This window comes from Buttiauxella sp. WJP83 (genome assembly GCF_027594725.1).
GTDB classification, from domain to species: Bacteria; Pseudomonadota; Gammaproteobacteria; order Enterobacterales; family Enterobacteriaceae; genus Buttiauxella; species Buttiauxella selenatireducens.
Genome location: NZ_CP110080.1, coordinates 2,917,880 through 2,934,592, shown reverse-complemented (window position 1 = coordinate 2,934,592; position 16,713 = coordinate 2,917,880). Strand labels below are relative to the sequence as shown.

Genomic DNA, 16,713 nt, shown 5'->3' with positions numbered 1-16,713 from the left:
TACGGACTAAATCCGTCAACTTTTCAGTATGGTAGAGAAAAATGAGGGCCGCAAACTAGTTACCTGGCTCAAGCATAGACGGTTCGACCGGTTTAGCGCTAAATTGCCACCACAGTGCAATCAAGGTAATCACGCCAATAATTCCGAGCATCATCCACGGGAGTTCCGGCTGGTTGATCGTTTTTCCGGCGTCATACAGCCAACCGCCCCCGGCATAACCTAAAGCGCCACCAATGGCCAAACCCAAACGGCTGAATCCCATATAACTCCCGCGAGCACGGGAATCTGCGAGCGATGCGCCCAGTGTTTCACGGGCAGGTTCAGCAATGATTGAGCCGATGTAAAACACGCAAATCAGCGTGAACAACTGCTGGAGGTTATTCGTTAGGCCAATCGGCAACATCGCCAGTGTCATCAGGAATAACCCAGCCATCAGGCGCTGCTCAAGGCGGAAGCGTTTTTCACTCCAGCGGGCAATCGGGTAGAGCAGCGTCAACGACAGCGCGGCTTCAATGGCATACATCCACTTCACGGCGGCAGGCGTTCCGGCAATTTCGTTGACCATAATCGGCAGCATTAACATGACCTGCACTGCAAGCATGTAATAACCGGCGAGCGTCAGCACATACGTGACAAATCGTCTGTCACGCAGTACGCGTCCCATTCCTTCAAGCATGGGGGTGCGAATGGTGGAAAGTTTATACGCAGGCAGCAACCAGGCATTGACGATTGCGCAAATAACAAACATCACCGCACCGGCACCACAAACCAGACGGAAATCATATTGCAGCAACCAGCTGCCGAGCAGCGCACCAATTACCGCACCCGCGCTGTCTTGCATCATCAAAATTGAGAAGAAGCGCCCTCGTTGATGCGGGCGAACCAGTTTAACGACCAGAGCGGCACGAGGCGGGTCGAATAACGTACCACCGACACCGGAGATAAAACACGAAACCCACAGTAACCAGGGTTCATGGGCGATACCCATCGTGGCAAACCCGACCGCACGCAACAGCATGCCGGTGACAATCATCGGTTTTGCGCCGAACCGGTCAGCAATGGCACCGCCAAAAATCCCCAAACCCTGTTGTGTCAGCTGTCGCAGGCCGAGCGCAATACCGACCATTAGCGCAGCCCAACCCATTTGGTCGACAAAGCGAATGGAAATTAGAGGGAAAACCACGAAGAAGCCTAATACAACTAACATGTTATCGAGCAATAAGAAGTATTTACCCAGGCTCCTGGCCTGCGCTACCCGTGACATCTCCCCTCCTGGGAATATTAAAAGTGTGATGAACTTCTATTCTCTACTGCTATGTGGGTTTTTGACACCCGGACATATGACAATATTTTTTAATCAATCTAAGGCTTCGATTGAACTCTTTAATCGAAAAAGATTGAGCAGATGTAAAATCTGCATGTTGTTGTTTTCCTTCCGCAGCCAGCCGCAGGTATAGTAATTATGTTGCCGAAGAAAATATGGGATGTGAGGAGTAGGGGTGAACATGTTTGGCTACCGCAGTAACGTGCCGAAAGTACGCTTATCAACCGACCGCCTGGTGGTGCGTCTGGTGTATGAACGAGATGCCTGGCGCCTGGCAGATTATTACGCCGAAAACCGTCAGTTCCTGAAACCATGGGAGCCGATTCGTGATGACAGCCATTGTTATCCTTCGGGCTGGCAAGCACGGCTGGGCATGATCAGCGAAATGCACAAGCAGGGCAGCGCCTATTACTTTGCGCTGCTTGACCCTGAAGAAAAAGAGATTCGCGGAGTCGCCAATTTCTCAAATGTTGTGCGCGGCTCATTCCATGCCTGCTATCTGGGGTACTCCCTGGGTGAAAAATGGCAGGGCCAGGGTTTGATGTTTGAAGCGCTGACCACCGCGATTCGGTATATGCAGCGCAGCCAGCATATTCATCGCATCATGGCGAACTATATGCCGCATAACCAGCGCAGCGGTGATTTACTGGCACGCCTCGGTTTTGAAAAAGAAGGCTATGCCAAAGAGTATTTACTGATTGATGGTGTGTGGCGGGATCATGTTCTGACCGCACTCACCACCAAAGAATGGACCCCTGGCCGTTAAGGACGTGAAATGAAATATCAGTTAACTGCGGTTGAAGCGCGAGTTGTGGGCAGCCTGATGGAAAAGCAGGTGACTACGCCTGAACAATATCCCATGTCGGTCAACGGCGTCGTGACGGCGTGTAATCAAAAAACCAACCGTGAACCGGTCATGGATCTGAAAGAGCATGATGTGCAAGAAACGCTGGATACGCTGGTCAAGCGCCACTATTTGCGCACCGTCAGCGGGTTTGGCAATCGCGTGACAAAGTATGAACAGCGATTCTGTAATTCCGAGTTTGGCGACCTGAAACTTTCAGCCGCTGAAGTGGCGGTGGTGACAATACTGCTATTACGTGGCGCCCAGACGCCAGGTGAATTACGCTCTCGCGCCGGAAGAATGTTCGAATTCAGCGATATGGCGCAGGTTGAAGCGACGCTCGAAAATCTAGCCAACCGGGAAGATGGCCCATTCGTCGTACGTTTACCGCGTGAGCCAGGCAAGCGTGAAAGCCGCTATATGCACCTCTTTAGCGGCGAAGTTGATGCATCACAGACCATCAGTTCCGAGAGTGTTGCGGCACCGGGTGATGATTTAACGGCCCGTGTTGAACAGCTTGAAAACGAAGTTGCCGAGCTCAAACAACGTCTCGATTCACTGCTCGCCCATCTTGGGGATTAATGAATGACTAAACTTCGCGTCGGCGTTGTTGGTTTGGGTGGCATAGCCCAAAAAGCGTGGCTACCGGTATTAACCGCGGCCACGGACTGGACGCTTCAGGGAGCTTTTTCCCCAACTCAAACCAAAGCGCAGAAGGTCTGTGATAGTTACCGTATCCCCTACGTTCCTTCTATTTCTGCACTAGCAGCGCAATGTGATGCGGTATTCGTACACAGTGCGACGAGCAGCCATTACGCGGTCGTCAGCGAATTATTGCAGGCGGGTGTTAACGTTTGTGTTGATAAGCCACTGGCAGAAAACCTTGCAGACGCCGAGCGTTTAGTGGAAATGGCGCAGAAGCAAAAGCGCACGCTGATGGTCGGTTTTAACCGCCGCTTTTCTCCGCTGTATCAGGATTTGAAAACCAAATTGGCCAATGGCGCATCGCTGCGCATGGACAAACACCGTGCTGACAGCGTCGGGCCAAACGATCTGCGCTTCACGTTGCTTGATGATTATCTGCATGTCGTTGATACCGCGCTGTGGCTGGGAGGCGGGGAAGCGCAACTGCAAAGCGGATCGTTACAAACTAACGACCAGGGGCAAATGCTGTTTGCTGAGCATCATTTTGCCCGTGGTAATCTGCAAATCACCACCAGCATGCATCGTCGTGCAGGGAGCCAGCGTGAGTGGGTGCAAGCGGTCACCGACGGTGGATTATTCGATGTGACGGATATGCGTGAGTGGCGCGAGGAGTGCGGAAACGAGTTGGTGAATCGCCCCATTCCTGGCTGGCAAACCACCCTTGAACAGCGCGGTTTTGTGGGCTGTGCGCGTCATTTCCTCGATTGCGTGGCAAATCAGACGGTTCCTGAAACCTCAGGCGAGCAAGCGCTCATGGCGCAGCGCGTGGTTGAAAAACTATGGCGTGAAGCGATGAGCGAATAACCCAGTAACATCTGATAGTAGTATTTCGGCTGTGTATCGGTACTATAAGCGCCTGAACGAAATGCCCATTACAACGCCTGCCCAGCAGGCGTTGATGTTTGTGGAACCACATAATAATGAATTTATTAAAATCGCTGGCAGCAGTCAGCTCGATGACGATGTTTTCTCGCGTGCTGGGATTTGCACGTGACGCCATTGTGGCAAGGGTTTTTGGGGCAGGGATGGCGACGGATGCCTTTTTTGTAGCCTTCAAACTGCCTAACTTATTGCGTCGTATTTTTGCCGAAGGTGCCTTCTCGCAGGCGTTTGTGCCCATTCTTGCCGAGTACAAAAGTAAGCAGGGCGAAGATGCTACGCGCGTATTTGTCTCTTATGTCTCCGGGCTGCTGACGCTCGCACTGGCGGTGGTTACTGTCATCGGGATGATTGCAGCTCCGTGGGTTATCCTGGTGACTGCCCCCGGTTTTGCGGATACCGCAGACAAATTCAATCTGACCTCCAGCTTGCTGCGGATAACCTTCCCCTATATTTTCCTGATCTCACTGGCCTCGCTGTGTGGGGCCATTCTTAATACCTGGAACCGTTTCTCGGTCCCGGCTTTTGCGCCGACGTTCCTGAACCTCAGTATGATCGGCTTCGCACTGTTTGCCGCTCCGTACTTTAACCCGCCGATTCTGGCACTGGCCTGGGCGGTGACGGTGGGTGGCGTGCTGCAACTGGCCTATCAGTTACCTCATCTTAAAAAGATTGGCATGCTGGTTCTGCCGCGCGTAAACCTTAAAGATGCAGGCGCGATGCGTGTCATCAAGCAGATGGGGCCTGCGATCCTCGGGGTTTCCGTCAGTCAGATTTCCTTAATCATCAACACCATTTTTGCCTCGTTTCTCGCCTCCGGCTCGGTTTCATGGATGTATTACGCTGACCGTTTAATGGAGTTTCCATCCGGTGTATTGGGCGTTGCGTTGGGCACAATTCTCCTGCCTTCGCTGGCGAAAAGCTTTGCCAGTGGCAACCATGACGAATACTCGCGCCTGATGGATTGGGGTTTGCGTTTATGTTTCTTGCTGGCTTTACCCAGTGCAGTGGCGTTGGGGATTCTGGCCAAACCGCTGACCGTATCGCTGTTCCAGTACGGTAAATTCACGGCCTTTGATGCATTGATGACGCAACGTGCGCTGGTGGCGTATTCCGTCGGTTTGATGGGGCTGATTGTCGTGAAAGTGCTGGCACCGGGCTTCTATTCGCGTCAGGACATCAAAACACCGGTCAAAATCGCTATCGTCACGCTGATTATGACTCAGGTAATGAACCTTGCGTTTATCGGCCCGCTTAAGCACGCCGGGCTGTCATTGTCGATTGGTCTGGGGGCGTGTCTGAATGCCAGCCTGCTATACTGGCAACTACGTAAACGCAAAATATTCCAGCCACAACCGGGGTGGGGCGCGTTTCTGTGGCGTCTGTTTGCCGGTGTGATTGTGATGGCAGCCGTACTGGTCGGTATGATGCACGTGATGCCCGCCTGGGACTTAGGTTCCATGGCTTATCGTTTACTGCGTCTGATGGCGGTAGTCGTCGCCGGGATTGCGGCTTATTTCGCAACCTTAATGGTGCTGGGATTCAGAGTGAAGGATTTTGCCCGCCGCACAATCTAGTGTGATGGCAAATTATCGTGCCGACTTGGACCAAAGACATAGTCGGCACGGGCATTCTGCATTAAAATGCGCGCTGCAAAATTTGACATATTGAACGATTAATTAGGCGGTATAGCGATGCACGGAGTAATCACAACCTGGTTTGAAGATAAAGGTTTCGGTTTTATCAAAGATGAAAACGGTGACAATCGTTATTTTCATGTGATTAAGGTCGCCAACCCTGAGCTGATTAAAAAAGATGCCTCAGTGACTTTCGAGCCAACCACGAACAATAAAGGCTTGTCTGCTTTCGCGGTGAAAGTTGAACCCGACAGCAAGTACATCTTTATTGCAGGCGAGCGCATCAAAATCACGGCGATTAAATCTTTCCTGGTCTACAGCGAAGAAGTGCCAGCCGAAACCAAGATTGATAAAGAAAATGCAGTGCTGTCGGTCGGCGCACTGATGAACAGCATTCGCCCTAAAGCGGAGCCAAAGCCGGGTGAAATGCGTACGCTGAAGAAACTGGCCGTGACGACTTTCCAGGGCTCAACATTAATCTTCTCCGAAGATGAAATTGATGTTGAAGCGACCATGAAGATCCTCAAAGGTCTGAAATAAGCTGTTTTGTAGAGCTCAGTCAGGCTGTACGGCGGAAGGAAATAGCTTCAGGAAGACAGGGCGGCATTCATATAAGTACAGTGAGGACTCGCCTGCATGGCAGTCCCTCACTCGAATTTTGGCAGGGAGTTAAATCGTTATTTTCTTGCCACCACGACTGACAGTCGTCGCTTGTCCATCGGCACCGTAGAGATTCGGTTCCTGATGCGGTTTAAGTATCGCCAGCGCCTGTTCATTACGCGCTAACTGATCTTCTAACAACCAACCGTTATGCTGGTTAATGTCGCGTAAGTGCTGCGTTTTTTGTGTGATCGTCTGCCAACGTTGGCTGATATCCGTGCTGCCGATCGTTTCGACATTCTGTGCGGCACGACGCTGCTGCTCAAGATAATCAAGCGTCGCAAGCAGTGAGCTTTTATCTTCAGTAATACGTTGCAATGCACTGCCATTCACATGGCCTGCGGATAATTGTTGCTGTTCGGCGTCCATCACCTCTTTAAGAGAGTTGAGAACCACAGTCATTTGATCCATCACTTCTAACAGACGACTCATGCAATTATTTACTCGATAAATAGCTTTGAGCTTCCTGGATTAACGCATCGGCGATTTTACCGGTATCCATTTTCAGCTCACCGTTACGGATAGCAGTTTTAAGCGCTTCAACGCGTTCCATATTGATATCACCGCTGCCCGGCTGAATTAACTTAGCCTGTGCATCACTGAGTGTCACATTGGTGCTTTTGAGGGTAGCGCTTTTCACCAGTTGGCTCTTTTGAATTGGAGCGTCTGGCGTTTCGCGCGGTTGTACGGTACTTACCGGTTTCAAAGGAGACGTGCGATCAATGCTCATTATTCTTTCCTCATCGAGGGGCAATTTCTATCATCTGTTAATACACTATCGGCAGGCGCCGCAAAACCTTTATACCCGTCATACTTCAAGTTGCTTCTTTGTTGGCTGCGTTCACTTACCCGAATCACTTACTTATGTAAGCTCATCGGGATGCGCTCACTTGTCGCCGCGATGCAACTCGAATTATTTTGGGTAGCGCCCTCTTGAGCCCTAATGGAATATTATAAGCTAATCAGAATATTCCCATCAGCATCGACGACCCCGCTCACAATTTGACCCGAACTCATTCGTACTCGGGCATTCTGCGAAACGGCGGCGTTGTTCAGTGCTTTACCTTCGCTATTCACACTAAATCCTTCACCGGCCGCCACAACTTGAACCTGCTGCCCGGCTTTGACTCGCCATGACTGGCGCACCATCGACATCAAAATGGGTTGATTCGGTGCGATGTCGCGCAGCGTTACCGCGCTGCTGACCTGGCGTAAATCCAGTATTGCGCGCGGTGGGAGCTGATCAAGCCGTCCATGTTTAAGCTGAAGCTGACTTTCGGTGATCACGCTGCCACGCGGTAATGCCTGTGCGGCCACGACGTAGTTTCCCGAAGCCTGGACTTCTGCCTGAATGTATCGCTTATCGTTACCGCATTGCGCCATCACGCTCACGTTTCCCCACAGGCGGCTGTTCCCCGGCATAGAAAAATCAGGAAGTGGGCAGGGCGGTAATTGCGCATCGGGCGTTTTCACAATCACTGTTACATCATCGCTCATTCCCGCCAGGCGTTGCTGGAAAAACTGGCTCAAAGGCGCATCCAAAATGCTGGCTAATGCCGCTGGGCTTGCCAGCAAAAGTGCTACTGCGCTCCAGGTTTTCAGACCAGTCATGACGTTTCTCCTTGCTCAGATTGCAGTGATTTTAACCGCACACCGAAATGATCAAGGCGATAAATAGCGACGCATTTTGTGTCTATTCCAACGATAACGCACGCGTAAGGCGCTTTAAGCTGTCGGACAAATCCTAATTATGCGGAGGGAACATGCTCGACAAACTGGATGCCGCGCTGCGATTTCAGCAAGAAGCGATAAATTTGCGCGCCCAGCGTCAGGAAATACTGGCTGCAAATATCGCGAATGCGGATACACCGGGCTATCAGGCTCGCGATATTGATTTTGCCAGTGAAATGAAAAAAGTGATGGAACGGGGTCGTGCCGAAGGCAGCGGTGTTGCGCTTGCGCTCACGTCCGCGCGCCATATCCCTGCGGCAACACACACAGCACCTTCGCTTGATCTTCTCTACCGCGTTCCTGATCAGCCGTCGATGGATGGTAATACCGTCGACATGGACCGTGAACGTACACAATTTGCCGATAACAGCCTGAAATACCAGTCCGACCTTACGGTTCTTGGTGGCCAAATCAAGGGCATGATGTCGGTGCTACAACAGGGTGGCTAACAGATGGCATTACTGAATATTTTTGATATTGCCGGCTCCGCGATGACGGCGCAATCCAAGCGTATGAACGTGGCGGCGAGTAACCTGGCTAACGCCGATAGTGCAACGGGCCCGGACGGCCAGCCTTATCGCGCTAAGCAGGTTGTTTTCCAGGTTGATGCAGCCCCAGGCGCTGAAACGGGTGGCGTAAAAGTGATGGGTGTTGAAGAGAGCCAGGCACCGGACAAACTGGTGTTCCAGCCGGGAAACCCGCTGGCAGACGCCAAAGGTTATGTACGCATGCCGAATGTGGATGTGGTGGGCGAGATGGTTAACAGCATGTCGGCATCACGCAGCTACCAGGCCAACGTGGAAGTACTCAACACCGTGAAAAGCATGATGTTGAAAACCCTGACTCTGGGTCAGTAAAGGAGTGACTGATGGGCATCGCCGTTAATATGAATGACACCACCTCCAGTGGTGTTAATGCATTATCGGGTAACAGTAATCTGACAGGTAGCAATGCGGCTGACCTGCAAAGCAGTTTTTTGACACTGCTGGTCGCGCAGCTGAAAAACCAGGATCCAACCAACCCTCTGCAAAATAACGAACTGACGACACAGCTGGCACAAATCAGCACCGTCAGCGGTATTGAAAAACTCAATACCACGCTCGGCTCAGTATCAGGTCAGTTGACCAATAACCAGTCTGTACAGGCCAGCGCCTTGATTGGTCATGGCGTGATGATTCCCGGTACGAAAATTCTGGCAGGGAGTGAAGCGACGACGCCTTTTGGTGTTGAGCTACAGCAGGCGGCCGATAAAGTCACCGCCACGATCACGGATAACACCGGCAAAGTGGTGCGTACTCTCGACATTGGTGCGGTCTCAGCCGGTGTTCATACCTTTACCTGGGATGGCAGCATGACGGACGGCACCACCGCACCGGATGGGGCCTACAACGTTGCTATCAGTGCCAGTAATGGCAGTACGCAGTTGGTGGCTCAGCCGCTTAATTTTGCCATGGTCAACGGCGTAACACTCAGTAATGGCAAGACCTTGCTCGATCTCGGTACTTACGGCACCTCCACTCTCGATGACATCAGGCAGATTATCTAAGCCTCCAACCCTTTGCAGGAGTAAAACATGGGCTTTTCACAAGCGGTCAGCGGCCTGAATGCTGCGGCCACCAACCTGGACGTAATTGGTAACAACATCGCCAACTCCGCCACCTACGGTTTCAAAGCAGGTAGCGTTTCTTTCGCTGATATGTTCGCCGGTTCTAAAGTGGGCCTGGGCGTTAAAGTGGCGGGTATCACTCAAGATTTTAACGACGGCACCACGACGAACACGGGACGTGGTCTGGATGTGGCCATTAGTCAGAATGGTTTCTTCCGTCTGGTGGATACCAACGGTTCGGTGTACTACAGCCGTAACGGCCAGTTCAAGTTAGATGAAAACCGTAATCTGGTGAACATGCAGGGTATGCAGTTAACGGGCTATCCGGCAACCGGTACACCGCCAACCATTCAGGAAGGGGCAAACCCAACGGGTCTTGCGGTGCCAAACACCCTGATGGCGGCAAAAACCACCACCACCGCATCGATGCAGATCAACCTGAACTCCACCGATAAAACACCAGCCAAAACTCCCTTTAACGCTGCTGATTCAGATACCTATAACAAGAAAGGTTCTATCACTGTCTATGACAGCCAGGGTAACGCCCATGATATGAACGTCTTCTTTGTTAAATCGACGACGGAAAATACCTGGGATGTCTACACCCAGGACAGCAGTGTGGCGAACAGCCCCGTGGTTAAAGGCGATCCTATGGTGTTCAACAGCAATGGCATCTTGACCGGTGGCACCACGAATACCCTGACAACCGGGGCGATTAATGGTGCAACTCCGGCAACATTCAGCCTCAGCTTCCTGAACTCTATGCAGCAAAACACCGGCTCAAACAACATCGTGGCTGCTAATCAGAATGGTTATAAGCCAGGCGACCTGGTCAGCTATCAGATCAACGATGACGGCACGCTTGTCGGCAACTACTCCAACGAGCAAACCCAGCTGTTAGGCCAGATTGTTCTGTCTAACTTTGCTAACCCAGAAGGGCTGTCTTCTGAGGGTAATAACGTTTGGTCGGCAACCAGTTCGTCCGGCGTTGCACTGTTGGGCACCGCAGGCACAGGTAACTTCGGTAGCCTGACCAACGGCGCACTGGAGTCTTCGAACGTCGATCTGAGTAAAGAACTGGTCAACATGATTGTCGCGCAGCGTAACTACCAGTCGAATGCGCAGACCATCAAAACCCAGGATCAGATCCTCAACACTCTGGTTAACCTGCGCTAAGCACTGACGGGATAGCTTAATGGATCACGCAATTTATACCGCCATGGGCGCGGCTAGTCAGACGCTGAATCAACAAGCGGTGACGGCCAGCAACCTGGCAAACGCTTCAACACCAGGCTTTCGCGCGCAGTTGACTGCATTGCGATCCGTTCCGGTGGAAGGGCTTTCTTTGCCGACTCGCACCCTGGTCACGGCTTCAACGCCGGGCGTGGATATGTCGCAAGGGCAGTTGGATTACACCCAGCGCCCACTGGATGTTGCCCTGCAACAAGATGGCTGGCTGGCGGTACAAAGTGCTGATGGTACAGAAGCTTATACCCGCAACGGCAATATGCAGGTCAGTCCTGCCGGGCAATTGACCATCGGCGGGCAACCGGTGATGGGCGAGGGCGGCCCAATTGCCGTGCCCCAGGGCGCGCAGCTGACTATCGCGGCAGACGGCACTATTTCTGCATTAAACGCAGGCGACCAGCCCAATACCGTGGCACCGATTGGCCGTTTAAAACTGGTGAAAGCCACTGGCCAGGAAGTGGTGCGCGGCGATGATGGTTTTTTCCGTCCGAGCCAAATGGCTATGGCGACGCGAGGCGCAACGTTACAGGCTGATGCCAGCATCTCATTGATGCCGGGCGTTCTGGAAGGCAGCAACGTGAAACCTGTGGAAGCAATGACCGACATGATTGCTAACGCCCGTCGTTTTGAGATGCAGATGAAAATTATTTCAAGTGTTGATGAAAACGAACAGCGGGCCAATCAGCTGCTGTCAATGACCTGATGCTAAGCCGTGACACTAACAGGAATTCAAAATGATCAGTTCTTTATGGATCGCTAAAACCGGTCTTGATGCCCAGCAAACCAACATGGATGTGATTGCCAACAACCTGGCAAACGTCTCCACCAATGGTTTTAAGCGTCAACGGGCGGTGTTTGAAGACTTGCTGTACCAGACAATTCGTCAGCCTGGTGCGCAATCTTCTGAACAGACCACACTGCCGTCAGGCTTGCAGATTGGTACGGGCGTGCGTCCGGTGGCAACCGAGCGCCTGCACAGTCAGGGTAACCTGTCCCAGACCAACAACAGCAAAGATGTGGCCATTAAAGGCCAGGGTTTCTTCCAGGTACAACTGCCAGATGGAACCAGCGCGTATACCCGCGATGGTTCATTCCAGGTGGACCAGAACGGTCAGTTAGTCACTGCGGGCGGTTTCCAGGTCCAACCTGCGATCACCATCCCTGCGAATGCGCTGTCCATTACTATTGGGCGCGATGGCATTGTGAGCGTGACCCAGCAAGGCCAGGCGCAACCCGTTCAGGTGGGGCAACTTAACTTGACCACTTTTATGAATGATACGGGTCTGGAAAGCTTGGGTGAAAACTTGTATGCGGAAACCCAGTCGTCCGGTACGCCTAATGAAAGCACCCCAGGGCTTAACGGCGCGGGTCTGCTGTATCAGGGGTACGTTGAAACCTCTAACGTGAACGTTGCTGAAGAACTGGTGAATATGATCCAGGTTCAGCGCGCTTACGAAATCAACAGTAAAGCCGTTTCTACTACTGATCAGATGCTGCAAAAGCTGACGCAGTTGTAAGGCGTTTGCCGGTGCGAGTTTCGCACCGGCTGTCGTTATCTGAATGACCTGAAGATGAAAGCAATGCAAAACCCAATGGTTCTTCGTCCTATCGTGATGTTTCTGGTGCTGACCACAAGTGGCTGCGCACTGATACCAACAAAACCGCTGGTGGAAGGGGCGACTACGGCTCAGCCAGTCCCAGGCCCTGCACCGGTCGTTAATGGTTCTATTTTCCAGACGGCGCAACCGGTGAACTATGGGTATCAACCGCTGTTCGAAGACCGCCGCCCACGTAACGTCGGTGACACCTTGACCATTGTGCTCCAGGAAAATGTCAGTGCCAGTAAGAGTTCGTCGGCCAATGCCAGCCGCGATGGCAAAACAAACTTTGGCTTTAATGTGACTCCGCGCTATCTCGAAGGGCTGTTCGGTAATAACCGTGCGGATGTCGATGTTGAAGGCGGGAACAGTTTCAACGGTAAAGGTGGGGCAAATGCCAGTAACACCTTTAGCGGAACGTTAACCGTGACGGTCGATCAGGTGCTGGCAAACGGCAACTTGCACGTCGTGGGTGAAAAACAGATAGCCATCAATCAGGGCACCGAATTTATTCGTTTCTCCGGTGTGGTGAATCCTCGCACGATCAGTGGCTCCAACACCGTACCGTCCACACAAGTGGCGGATGCGCGCATCGAGTATGTCGGTAACGGCTATATCAACGAAGCGCAAAACATGGGTTGGTTGCAACGCTTCTTCCTTAATTTATCGCCGATGTAAGCGAGGAACCTCATGACCAAATATTTATTCGGATTACTGATGCTGGTGGCGACACTTGCGCAGGCCGACCGTATCCGCGACCTGACAACGGTTCAGGGCGTGCGTGAAAACTCCCTGATTGGATATGGTCTGGTGGTCGGCCTTGATGGTACGGGTGATCAGACGACACAAACGCCGTTTACCACTCAAACCCTGAACAACATGCTTTCGCAGTTGGGGATAACGGTTCCTGCGGGCACCAACATGCAGCTTAAAAACGTGGCTGCGGTCATGGTGACGGCGAAATACCCGGCATTTGCGCGTTCAGGGCAAAACATCGATGTGGTGGTTTCTTCTATGGGTAACGCCAAAAGTTTGCGCGGCGGTACCTTGCTGATGACTCCGATGAAAGGGGTCGACAACCAGGTTTACGCGCTGGCACAAGGCAATATTCTGGTTGGTGGGGCGGGCGCTTCGGCCGGCGGAAGCAGCGTTCAGGTCAACCAACTGAATGGTGGTCGTATCACCAACGGTGCGGTGATTGAACGTGAACTACCGGGTACGTTTGGCTCTGGCAATATTCTCAGCCTGCAACTGAACGAAGATGATTTCACGCTGGCTCAGCAAATTACTGACACCATTAACCGTTCACGCGGCTTTGGCAGTGCCTCGGCGATAGATGCGCGTACCATCCAAATTCGTGTTCCGACCGGCAACAGTTCGCAAGTTCGTTTACTGGCAGATATTCAGAACCTGGAAGTGAATTTGCCCGCGCAAGACGCGAAAGTGATTATCAACTCGCGTACGGGTTCGGTGGTGATGAATCAGGAAGTGACGCTGAATACTTGTGCTGTGGCGCAGGGTAACTTATCCGTCACGGTCAATCGCCAGGCGCAGGTGAGCCAGCCAGATACGCCATTTGGCGGCGGTCAAACCGTGGTGACACCGCAAACGCAAATCGATCTGCGTCAAAATGGTGGCGCGTTGCAACGCGTTAATGCCAGCGCCAATCTAAATAATGTGGTTCGTGCGCTGAATACACTGGGTGCATCGCCAATTGAATTGATGTCGATTTTGCAATCTATGCAAACGGCAGGATGTTTGCGCGCAAAAGTGGAAATCATCTGATGCTTAACGATACCCAATCACTGGCTAATGCTGCGTGGGATGCTAATTCTCTTAACGAGCTAAAAGCGAAAACCGGGCAAGATCCTAAGGGCAACATGAAATCGGTTGCCCGCCAGGTGGAAGGGATGTTCGTGCAAATGATGCTTAAAAGCATGCGTGAAGCGTTGCCAAAGGACGGGTTGTTTAGCAGTGAACAGACTCGTATGTACACCAGCATCTATGACCAGCAAATCGCGCAACAGCTCAGTGCCAAAGGGCTTGGGCTGGCCGATATGATGGTCGAGCAAATGGGCGGTAATGCCGACCCATCTGAAGAGGCGGGTAAAGTGCCGATGAAGTTTGATCTGCAAACCGTGACCAGTTTCCAGAACCAGACCTTAACGCAAATGGTGCGACAGGCTATTCCTAAAGCTCCCTCAAACGAAGAGCCACTCACGGGTGATAGCAAAGACTTCCTGGCGCAACTCTCACTGCCAGCCCGACTCGCCAGTGAACAAAGTGGCATTCCCCATCACCTGATTCTGGCGCAAGCCGCGCTGGAATCAGGCTGGGGACAACGGCAGATCCTGACAGAAAAAGGTGAGCCCAGCTTTAACCTGTTTGGTGTGAAAGCCAGCAGCAGTTGGAAAGGTCCGGTCACTGAAATCACCACCACGGAATACGAGAATGGCGAAGCGAAAAAGGTGAAAGCCAAATTCCGTGTTTACAGCTCTTATCTTGAAGCACTTTCTGATTATGTCGGTTTGCTGACACGAAACCCGCGTTACGCCGCCGTCACCAATGCCAATACCGCAGAGCAAGGCGCTCAAGCGCTGCAGAATGCAGGTTATGCCACCGATCCAAACTATGCCCGCAAACTGACCGGCATGATTCAACAGATGAAAGCGATGGGTGAGAAAGTGGCAAAAGCGTATAGCAACGACTTATCAAATTTGTTCTAAACCACCGCATTAAAGCCTCAAGTCCTGCCGGGAGCTGCCGATACCTACTGACAGGAATCATGATTAACGCGCTAAGGAAAATTCATGTCCAGTAGCCTGATTAACAGTGCCATGAGTGGCCTGGGTGCTGCCCAGGCGGCACTGAATACTGTCAGTAACAACATTTCTAACTACAACGTCACAGGCTATACCCGCCAGACTACTGTGTTGTCTCAGTCGCTAAGTACGATGGGCGCAGGGGGCTGGATTGGGAACGGCGTGCAAGTCAGCGGTGTGCAACGTGAATATGATGCGTTCATCACTAACCAGCTGCGTGCGGCGCAAACGCAAAGCAGTGGCCTGAATACCCAATATCAGCAGATGTCTAAGATAGACAACATGCTCTCTGGTAGCACTAATACCCTGGCCACTACGCTGCAAAGTTTCTTTACCGGTCTACAAACGCTGACGAGTAACGCGGAAGATCCTGCGGCACGCCAGGCATTACTGGGTAATGCCAACGGCCTGGTAAACCAGTTTAAAGTAACCGATCAGTATCTACGCGATCAGGATAAGCAGGTGAATACCGCAATCCAAAGCAGCGTGGAGCAAATCAATAATTACGCCAGCCAGATCGCCAATCTGAATAACCAAATTTCACGTCTGACCGGTGTGGGGGCGGGTGCTGCACCAAACGACCTGCTTGATCAACGCGACCAGTTGGTGAGCCAACTAAACCAGATTGTTGGCGTCGAAGTGAGCGTTCAGGATGGTGGCACCTATAACGTTTCTATCGCCAACGGCTTAACGCTGGTGCAAGGCGACAAAGCCAACAAACTGGCGGCTGTTTCGTCGAGCGCTGATCCTTCTCGCATCACTGTTGCGTATGTCGATCCCGTTTCTGGCACCACTGAAATCCCAGAAAGCCAACTGAACAGCGGTTCGCTGGGTGGGATGTTGACGTTCCGCTCACAGGATTTGGACAGTGCGCGAAATCGCCTGGGGCAGTTGGCACTGACATTTTCTGATGCGATTAACAAACAGCACGGCCTCGGTTTTGATGCGAATGGCGACCAAGGTGACAAGTTCTTTAACATTGGCAGCCCGTCAGTGTTAAGTAACGCCAAAAACCCGACCAAAACCGAACTCACCGCAACGGTGAGCGACAGTACTAAGGTCCAGGCAAGCGACTACAACGTTGTCTTTGATGGCACCAACTGGCAGGTGACGCGCTTATCCGATAACGCGAAAATCACGGCGAAAACGACAGATGATGGCAACGGCAACGTGACCGGCCTGGAATTTGATGGTTTGAGTGTTTCTGTTAAAGGGGCACCTGCACCTGAGAAAAATGACTCCTTCACCATTAGACCGGTATCTAACGCCGTGGTGAATATGAACGTAGCTATCAGCGATGAAAGCAAGCTGGCATTAGCGGGTGCTGCGGACAATGGTGAAAGCGACAACCGTAATGCTCAGGCACTGCTGGATTTGCAAAACAGCAAAGTCGTCGGCGGCAACAAATCGTTTAACGACGCCTATGCAAGCCTGGTCAGTGACGTGGGGAATAAAACCAACACGCTGAAAGTCACCACTACCACGCAAAATAATGTCGTCACGCAGCTAAGTAACCAGCAGCAGTCTATTTCTGGCGTCAACCTCGACGAAGAGTACGGTAACTTGCAGCGTTTTCAACAGTATTACCTGGCAAATGCTCAGGTGCTTCAGACGGCATCAACGTTGTTTGATGCGTTACTGTCCATCCGTTAATTAAGG

The 16,713-nt window shown here is 52.0% G+C and carries 19 protein-coding genes; 15 read left to right on the top strand and 4 right to left on the bottom strand.

The window, feature by feature from the left end:
* Positions 1 to 55: 55 nt before the first annotated feature.
* The gene (gene mdtH / locus OH773_RS13700) at positions 56 to 1,264 is read right to left on the bottom strand and encodes a multidrug efflux MFS transporter MdtH (RefSeq protein ID WP_270139366.1); all 1,209 of its coding nucleotides are present in this window, start codon (positions 1,262 to 1,264) and stop codon (positions 56 to 58) included.
* Positions 1,265 to 1,505: 241 nt separating this feature from the next.
* On the opposite strand from mdtH, the gene rimJ reads away from it, so the two are divergent.
* From rimJ to OH773_RS13675, 5 genes are all read left to right on the top strand, one after another.
* Positions 1,506 to 2,090, top strand: a complete 585-nt coding sequence (gene rimJ / locus OH773_RS13695) for a ribosomal protein S5-alanine N-acetyltransferase (protein ID WP_183271996.1) — start codon at positions 1,506 to 1,508, stop codon at positions 2,088 to 2,090.
* Positions 2,091 to 2,099: 9 nt separating this feature from the next.
* The gene (locus tag OH773_RS13690; RefSeq protein WP_270139365.1) at positions 2,100 to 2,750 is read left to right on the top strand and encodes a YceH family protein; all 651 of its coding nucleotides are present in this window, start codon (positions 2,100 to 2,102) and stop codon (positions 2,748 to 2,750) included.
* Positions 2,751 to 2,753: 3 nt separating this feature from the next.
* Positions 2,754 to 3,677: a Gfo/Idh/MocA family protein gene (locus tag OH773_RS13685; protein WP_270139364.1), complete on the top strand. Its 924-nt coding sequence runs from the start codon at positions 2,754 to 2,756 to the stop codon at positions 3,675 to 3,677.
* Positions 3,678 to 3,793: 116 nt separating this feature from the next.
* Complete coding sequence (murJ, locus tag OH773_RS13680; protein WP_183271922.1) at positions 3,794 to 5,329, top strand: murein biosynthesis integral membrane protein MurJ; 1,536 nt, start codon at positions 3,794 to 3,796, stop codon at positions 5,327 to 5,329.
* A 111-nt stretch (positions 5,330 to 5,440) separates the two neighbouring features.
* Complete coding sequence (locus OH773_RS13675) at positions 5,441 to 5,929, top strand: cold shock domain-containing protein (protein WP_183271995.1); 489 nt, start codon at positions 5,441 to 5,443, stop codon at positions 5,927 to 5,929.
* Between the two features lie 129 nt (positions 5,930 to 6,058).
* Here the strand turns inward: OH773_RS13675 and flgN are convergent, their stop codons facing one another.
* The 3 genes from flgN to flgA form a co-directional block, all read right to left on the bottom strand.
* A complete protein-coding gene (gene flgN, locus OH773_RS13670) occupies positions 6,059 to 6,481 on the bottom strand; it encodes a flagella biosynthesis chaperone FlgN (protein ID WP_183271921.1) in 423 nt (140 codons plus the stop codon).
* A gap of 4 nt (positions 6,482 to 6,485) precedes the next feature.
* On the bottom strand, positions 6,486 to 6,779 hold the full coding sequence (gene flgM, locus OH773_RS13665) for a flagellar biosynthesis anti-sigma factor FlgM (RefSeq protein WP_270139363.1): 294 nt from the start codon (positions 6,777 to 6,779) through the stop codon (positions 6,486 to 6,488).
* A gap of 221 nt (positions 6,780 to 7,000) precedes the next feature.
* Positions 7,001 to 7,660: a flagellar basal body P-ring formation chaperone FlgA gene (gene flgA / locus OH773_RS13660; protein WP_270139362.1), complete on the bottom strand. Its 660-nt coding sequence runs from the start codon at positions 7,658 to 7,660 to the stop codon at positions 7,001 to 7,003.
* 152 nt (positions 7,661 to 7,812) lie between these two features.
* On the opposite strand from flgA, the gene flgB reads away from it, so the two are divergent.
* From flgB to flgK, 10 genes are all read left to right on the top strand, one after another.
* Positions 7,813 to 8,229 (top strand): flagellar basal body rod protein FlgB, encoded by a 417-nt coding sequence (flgB, locus tag OH773_RS13655; protein ID WP_270139361.1) that lies wholly within the window; start codon positions 7,813 to 7,815, stop codon positions 8,227 to 8,229.
* Between the two features lie 3 nt (positions 8,230 to 8,232).
* The gene (flgC, locus tag OH773_RS13650; RefSeq protein WP_183271918.1) at positions 8,233 to 8,637 is read left to right on the top strand and encodes a flagellar basal body rod protein FlgC; all 405 of its coding nucleotides are present in this window, start codon (positions 8,233 to 8,235) and stop codon (positions 8,635 to 8,637) included.
* Between the two features lie 11 nt (positions 8,638 to 8,648).
* Positions 8,649 to 9,326, top strand: coding sequence for a flagellar hook assembly protein FlgD (flgD, locus tag OH773_RS13645; protein WP_270139360.1), 678 nt, complete (start codon positions 8,649 to 8,651; stop codon positions 9,324 to 9,326).
* Between the two features lie 27 nt (positions 9,327 to 9,353).
* Complete coding sequence (gene flgE / locus OH773_RS13640) at positions 9,354 to 10,562, top strand: flagellar hook protein FlgE (RefSeq protein WP_270139359.1); 1,209 nt, start codon at positions 9,354 to 9,356, stop codon at positions 10,560 to 10,562.
* Between the two features lie 19 nt (positions 10,563 to 10,581).
* Positions 10,582 to 11,337, top strand: a complete 756-nt coding sequence (locus OH773_RS13635) for a flagellar basal body rod protein FlgF (protein WP_270139358.1) — start codon at positions 10,582 to 10,584, stop codon at positions 11,335 to 11,337.
* A gap of 31 nt (positions 11,338 to 11,368) precedes the next feature.
* A complete protein-coding gene (gene flgG, locus OH773_RS13630) occupies positions 11,369 to 12,151 on the top strand; it encodes a flagellar basal-body rod protein FlgG (protein WP_270139357.1) in 783 nt (260 codons plus the stop codon).
* 63 nt (positions 12,152 to 12,214) lie between these two features.
* Positions 12,215 to 12,910, top strand: coding sequence for a flagellar basal body L-ring protein FlgH (gene flgH, locus OH773_RS13625; RefSeq protein ID WP_183271994.1), 696 nt, complete (start codon positions 12,215 to 12,217; stop codon positions 12,908 to 12,910).
* 12 nt (positions 12,911 to 12,922) lie between these two features.
* Positions 12,923 to 14,017, top strand: a complete 1,095-nt coding sequence (locus tag OH773_RS13620) for a flagellar basal body P-ring protein FlgI (RefSeq protein WP_183271914.1) — start codon at positions 12,923 to 12,925, stop codon at positions 14,015 to 14,017.
* Positions 14,017 to 14,958, top strand: coding sequence for a flagellar assembly peptidoglycan hydrolase FlgJ (gene flgJ, locus OH773_RS13615; RefSeq protein WP_270139356.1), 942 nt, complete (start codon positions 14,017 to 14,019; stop codon positions 14,956 to 14,958). Before OH773_RS13620 ends, flgJ begins: the two co-directional genes overlap by 1 nt.
* 84 nt (positions 14,959 to 15,042) lie before the next feature.
* Positions 15,043 to 16,707 (top strand): flagellar hook-associated protein FlgK, encoded by a 1,665-nt coding sequence (gene flgK, locus OH773_RS13610; protein WP_270139355.1) that lies wholly within the window; start codon positions 15,043 to 15,045, stop codon positions 16,705 to 16,707.
* Positions 16,708 to 16,713 lie beyond the last annotated feature (6 nt).

What these genes read in the sequence shown, in the direction of transcription:
- mdtH (WP_270139366.1), bottom strand. Translation starts at nt 1,264, where the DNA reads ATGTCACGGGTAGCGCAGGCCAGGAGCCTGGGTAAATACTTCTTATTG.
- rimJ (WP_183271996.1), top strand. Translation starts at nt 1,506, where the DNA reads ATGTTTGGCTACCGCAGTAACGTGCCGAAAGTACGCTTATCAACCGAC.
- OH773_RS13690 (WP_270139365.1), top strand. Translation starts at nt 2,100, where the DNA reads ATGAAATATCAGTTAACTGCGGTTGAAGCGCGAGTTGTGGGCAGCCTG.
- OH773_RS13685 (WP_270139364.1), top strand. Translation starts at nt 2,754, where the DNA reads ATGACTAAACTTCGCGTCGGCGTTGTTGGTTTGGGTGGCATAGCCCAA.
- murJ (WP_183271922.1), top strand. Translation starts at nt 3,794, where the DNA reads ATGAATTTATTAAAATCGCTGGCAGCAGTCAGCTCGATGACGATGTTT.
- flgN (WP_183271921.1), bottom strand. Translation starts at nt 6,481, where the DNA reads ATGAGTCGTCTGTTAGAAGTGATGGATCAAATGACTGTGGTTCTCAAC.
- flgM (WP_270139363.1), bottom strand. Translation starts at nt 6,779, where the DNA reads ATGAGCATTGATCGCACGTCTCCTTTGAAACCGGTAAGTACCGTACAA.
- flgA (WP_270139362.1), bottom strand. Translation starts at nt 7,660, where the DNA reads ATGACTGGTCTGAAAACCTGGAGCGCAGTAGCACTTTTGCTGGCAAGC.
- flgB (WP_270139361.1), top strand. Translation starts at nt 7,813, where the DNA reads ATGCTCGACAAACTGGATGCCGCGCTGCGATTTCAGCAAGAAGCGATA.
- flgC (WP_183271918.1), top strand. Translation starts at nt 8,233, where the DNA reads ATGGCATTACTGAATATTTTTGATATTGCCGGCTCCGCGATGACGGCG.
- flgD (WP_270139360.1), top strand. Translation starts at nt 8,649, where the DNA reads ATGGGCATCGCCGTTAATATGAATGACACCACCTCCAGTGGTGTTAAT.
- flgE (WP_270139359.1), top strand. Translation starts at nt 9,354, where the DNA reads ATGGGCTTTTCACAAGCGGTCAGCGGCCTGAATGCTGCGGCCACCAAC.
- OH773_RS13635 (WP_270139358.1), top strand. Translation starts at nt 10,582, where the DNA reads ATGGATCACGCAATTTATACCGCCATGGGCGCGGCTAGTCAGACGCTG.
- flgG (WP_270139357.1), top strand. Translation starts at nt 11,369, where the DNA reads ATGATCAGTTCTTTATGGATCGCTAAAACCGGTCTTGATGCCCAGCAA.
- flgH (WP_183271994.1), top strand. Translation starts at nt 12,215, where the DNA reads ATGCAAAACCCAATGGTTCTTCGTCCTATCGTGATGTTTCTGGTGCTG.
- OH773_RS13620 (WP_183271914.1), top strand. Translation starts at nt 12,923, where the DNA reads ATGACCAAATATTTATTCGGATTACTGATGCTGGTGGCGACACTTGCG.
- flgJ (WP_270139356.1), top strand. Translation starts at nt 14,017, where the DNA reads ATGCTTAACGATACCCAATCACTGGCTAATGCTGCGTGGGATGCTAAT.
- flgK (WP_270139355.1), top strand. Translation starts at nt 15,043, where the DNA reads ATGTCCAGTAGCCTGATTAACAGTGCCATGAGTGGCCTGGGTGCTGCC.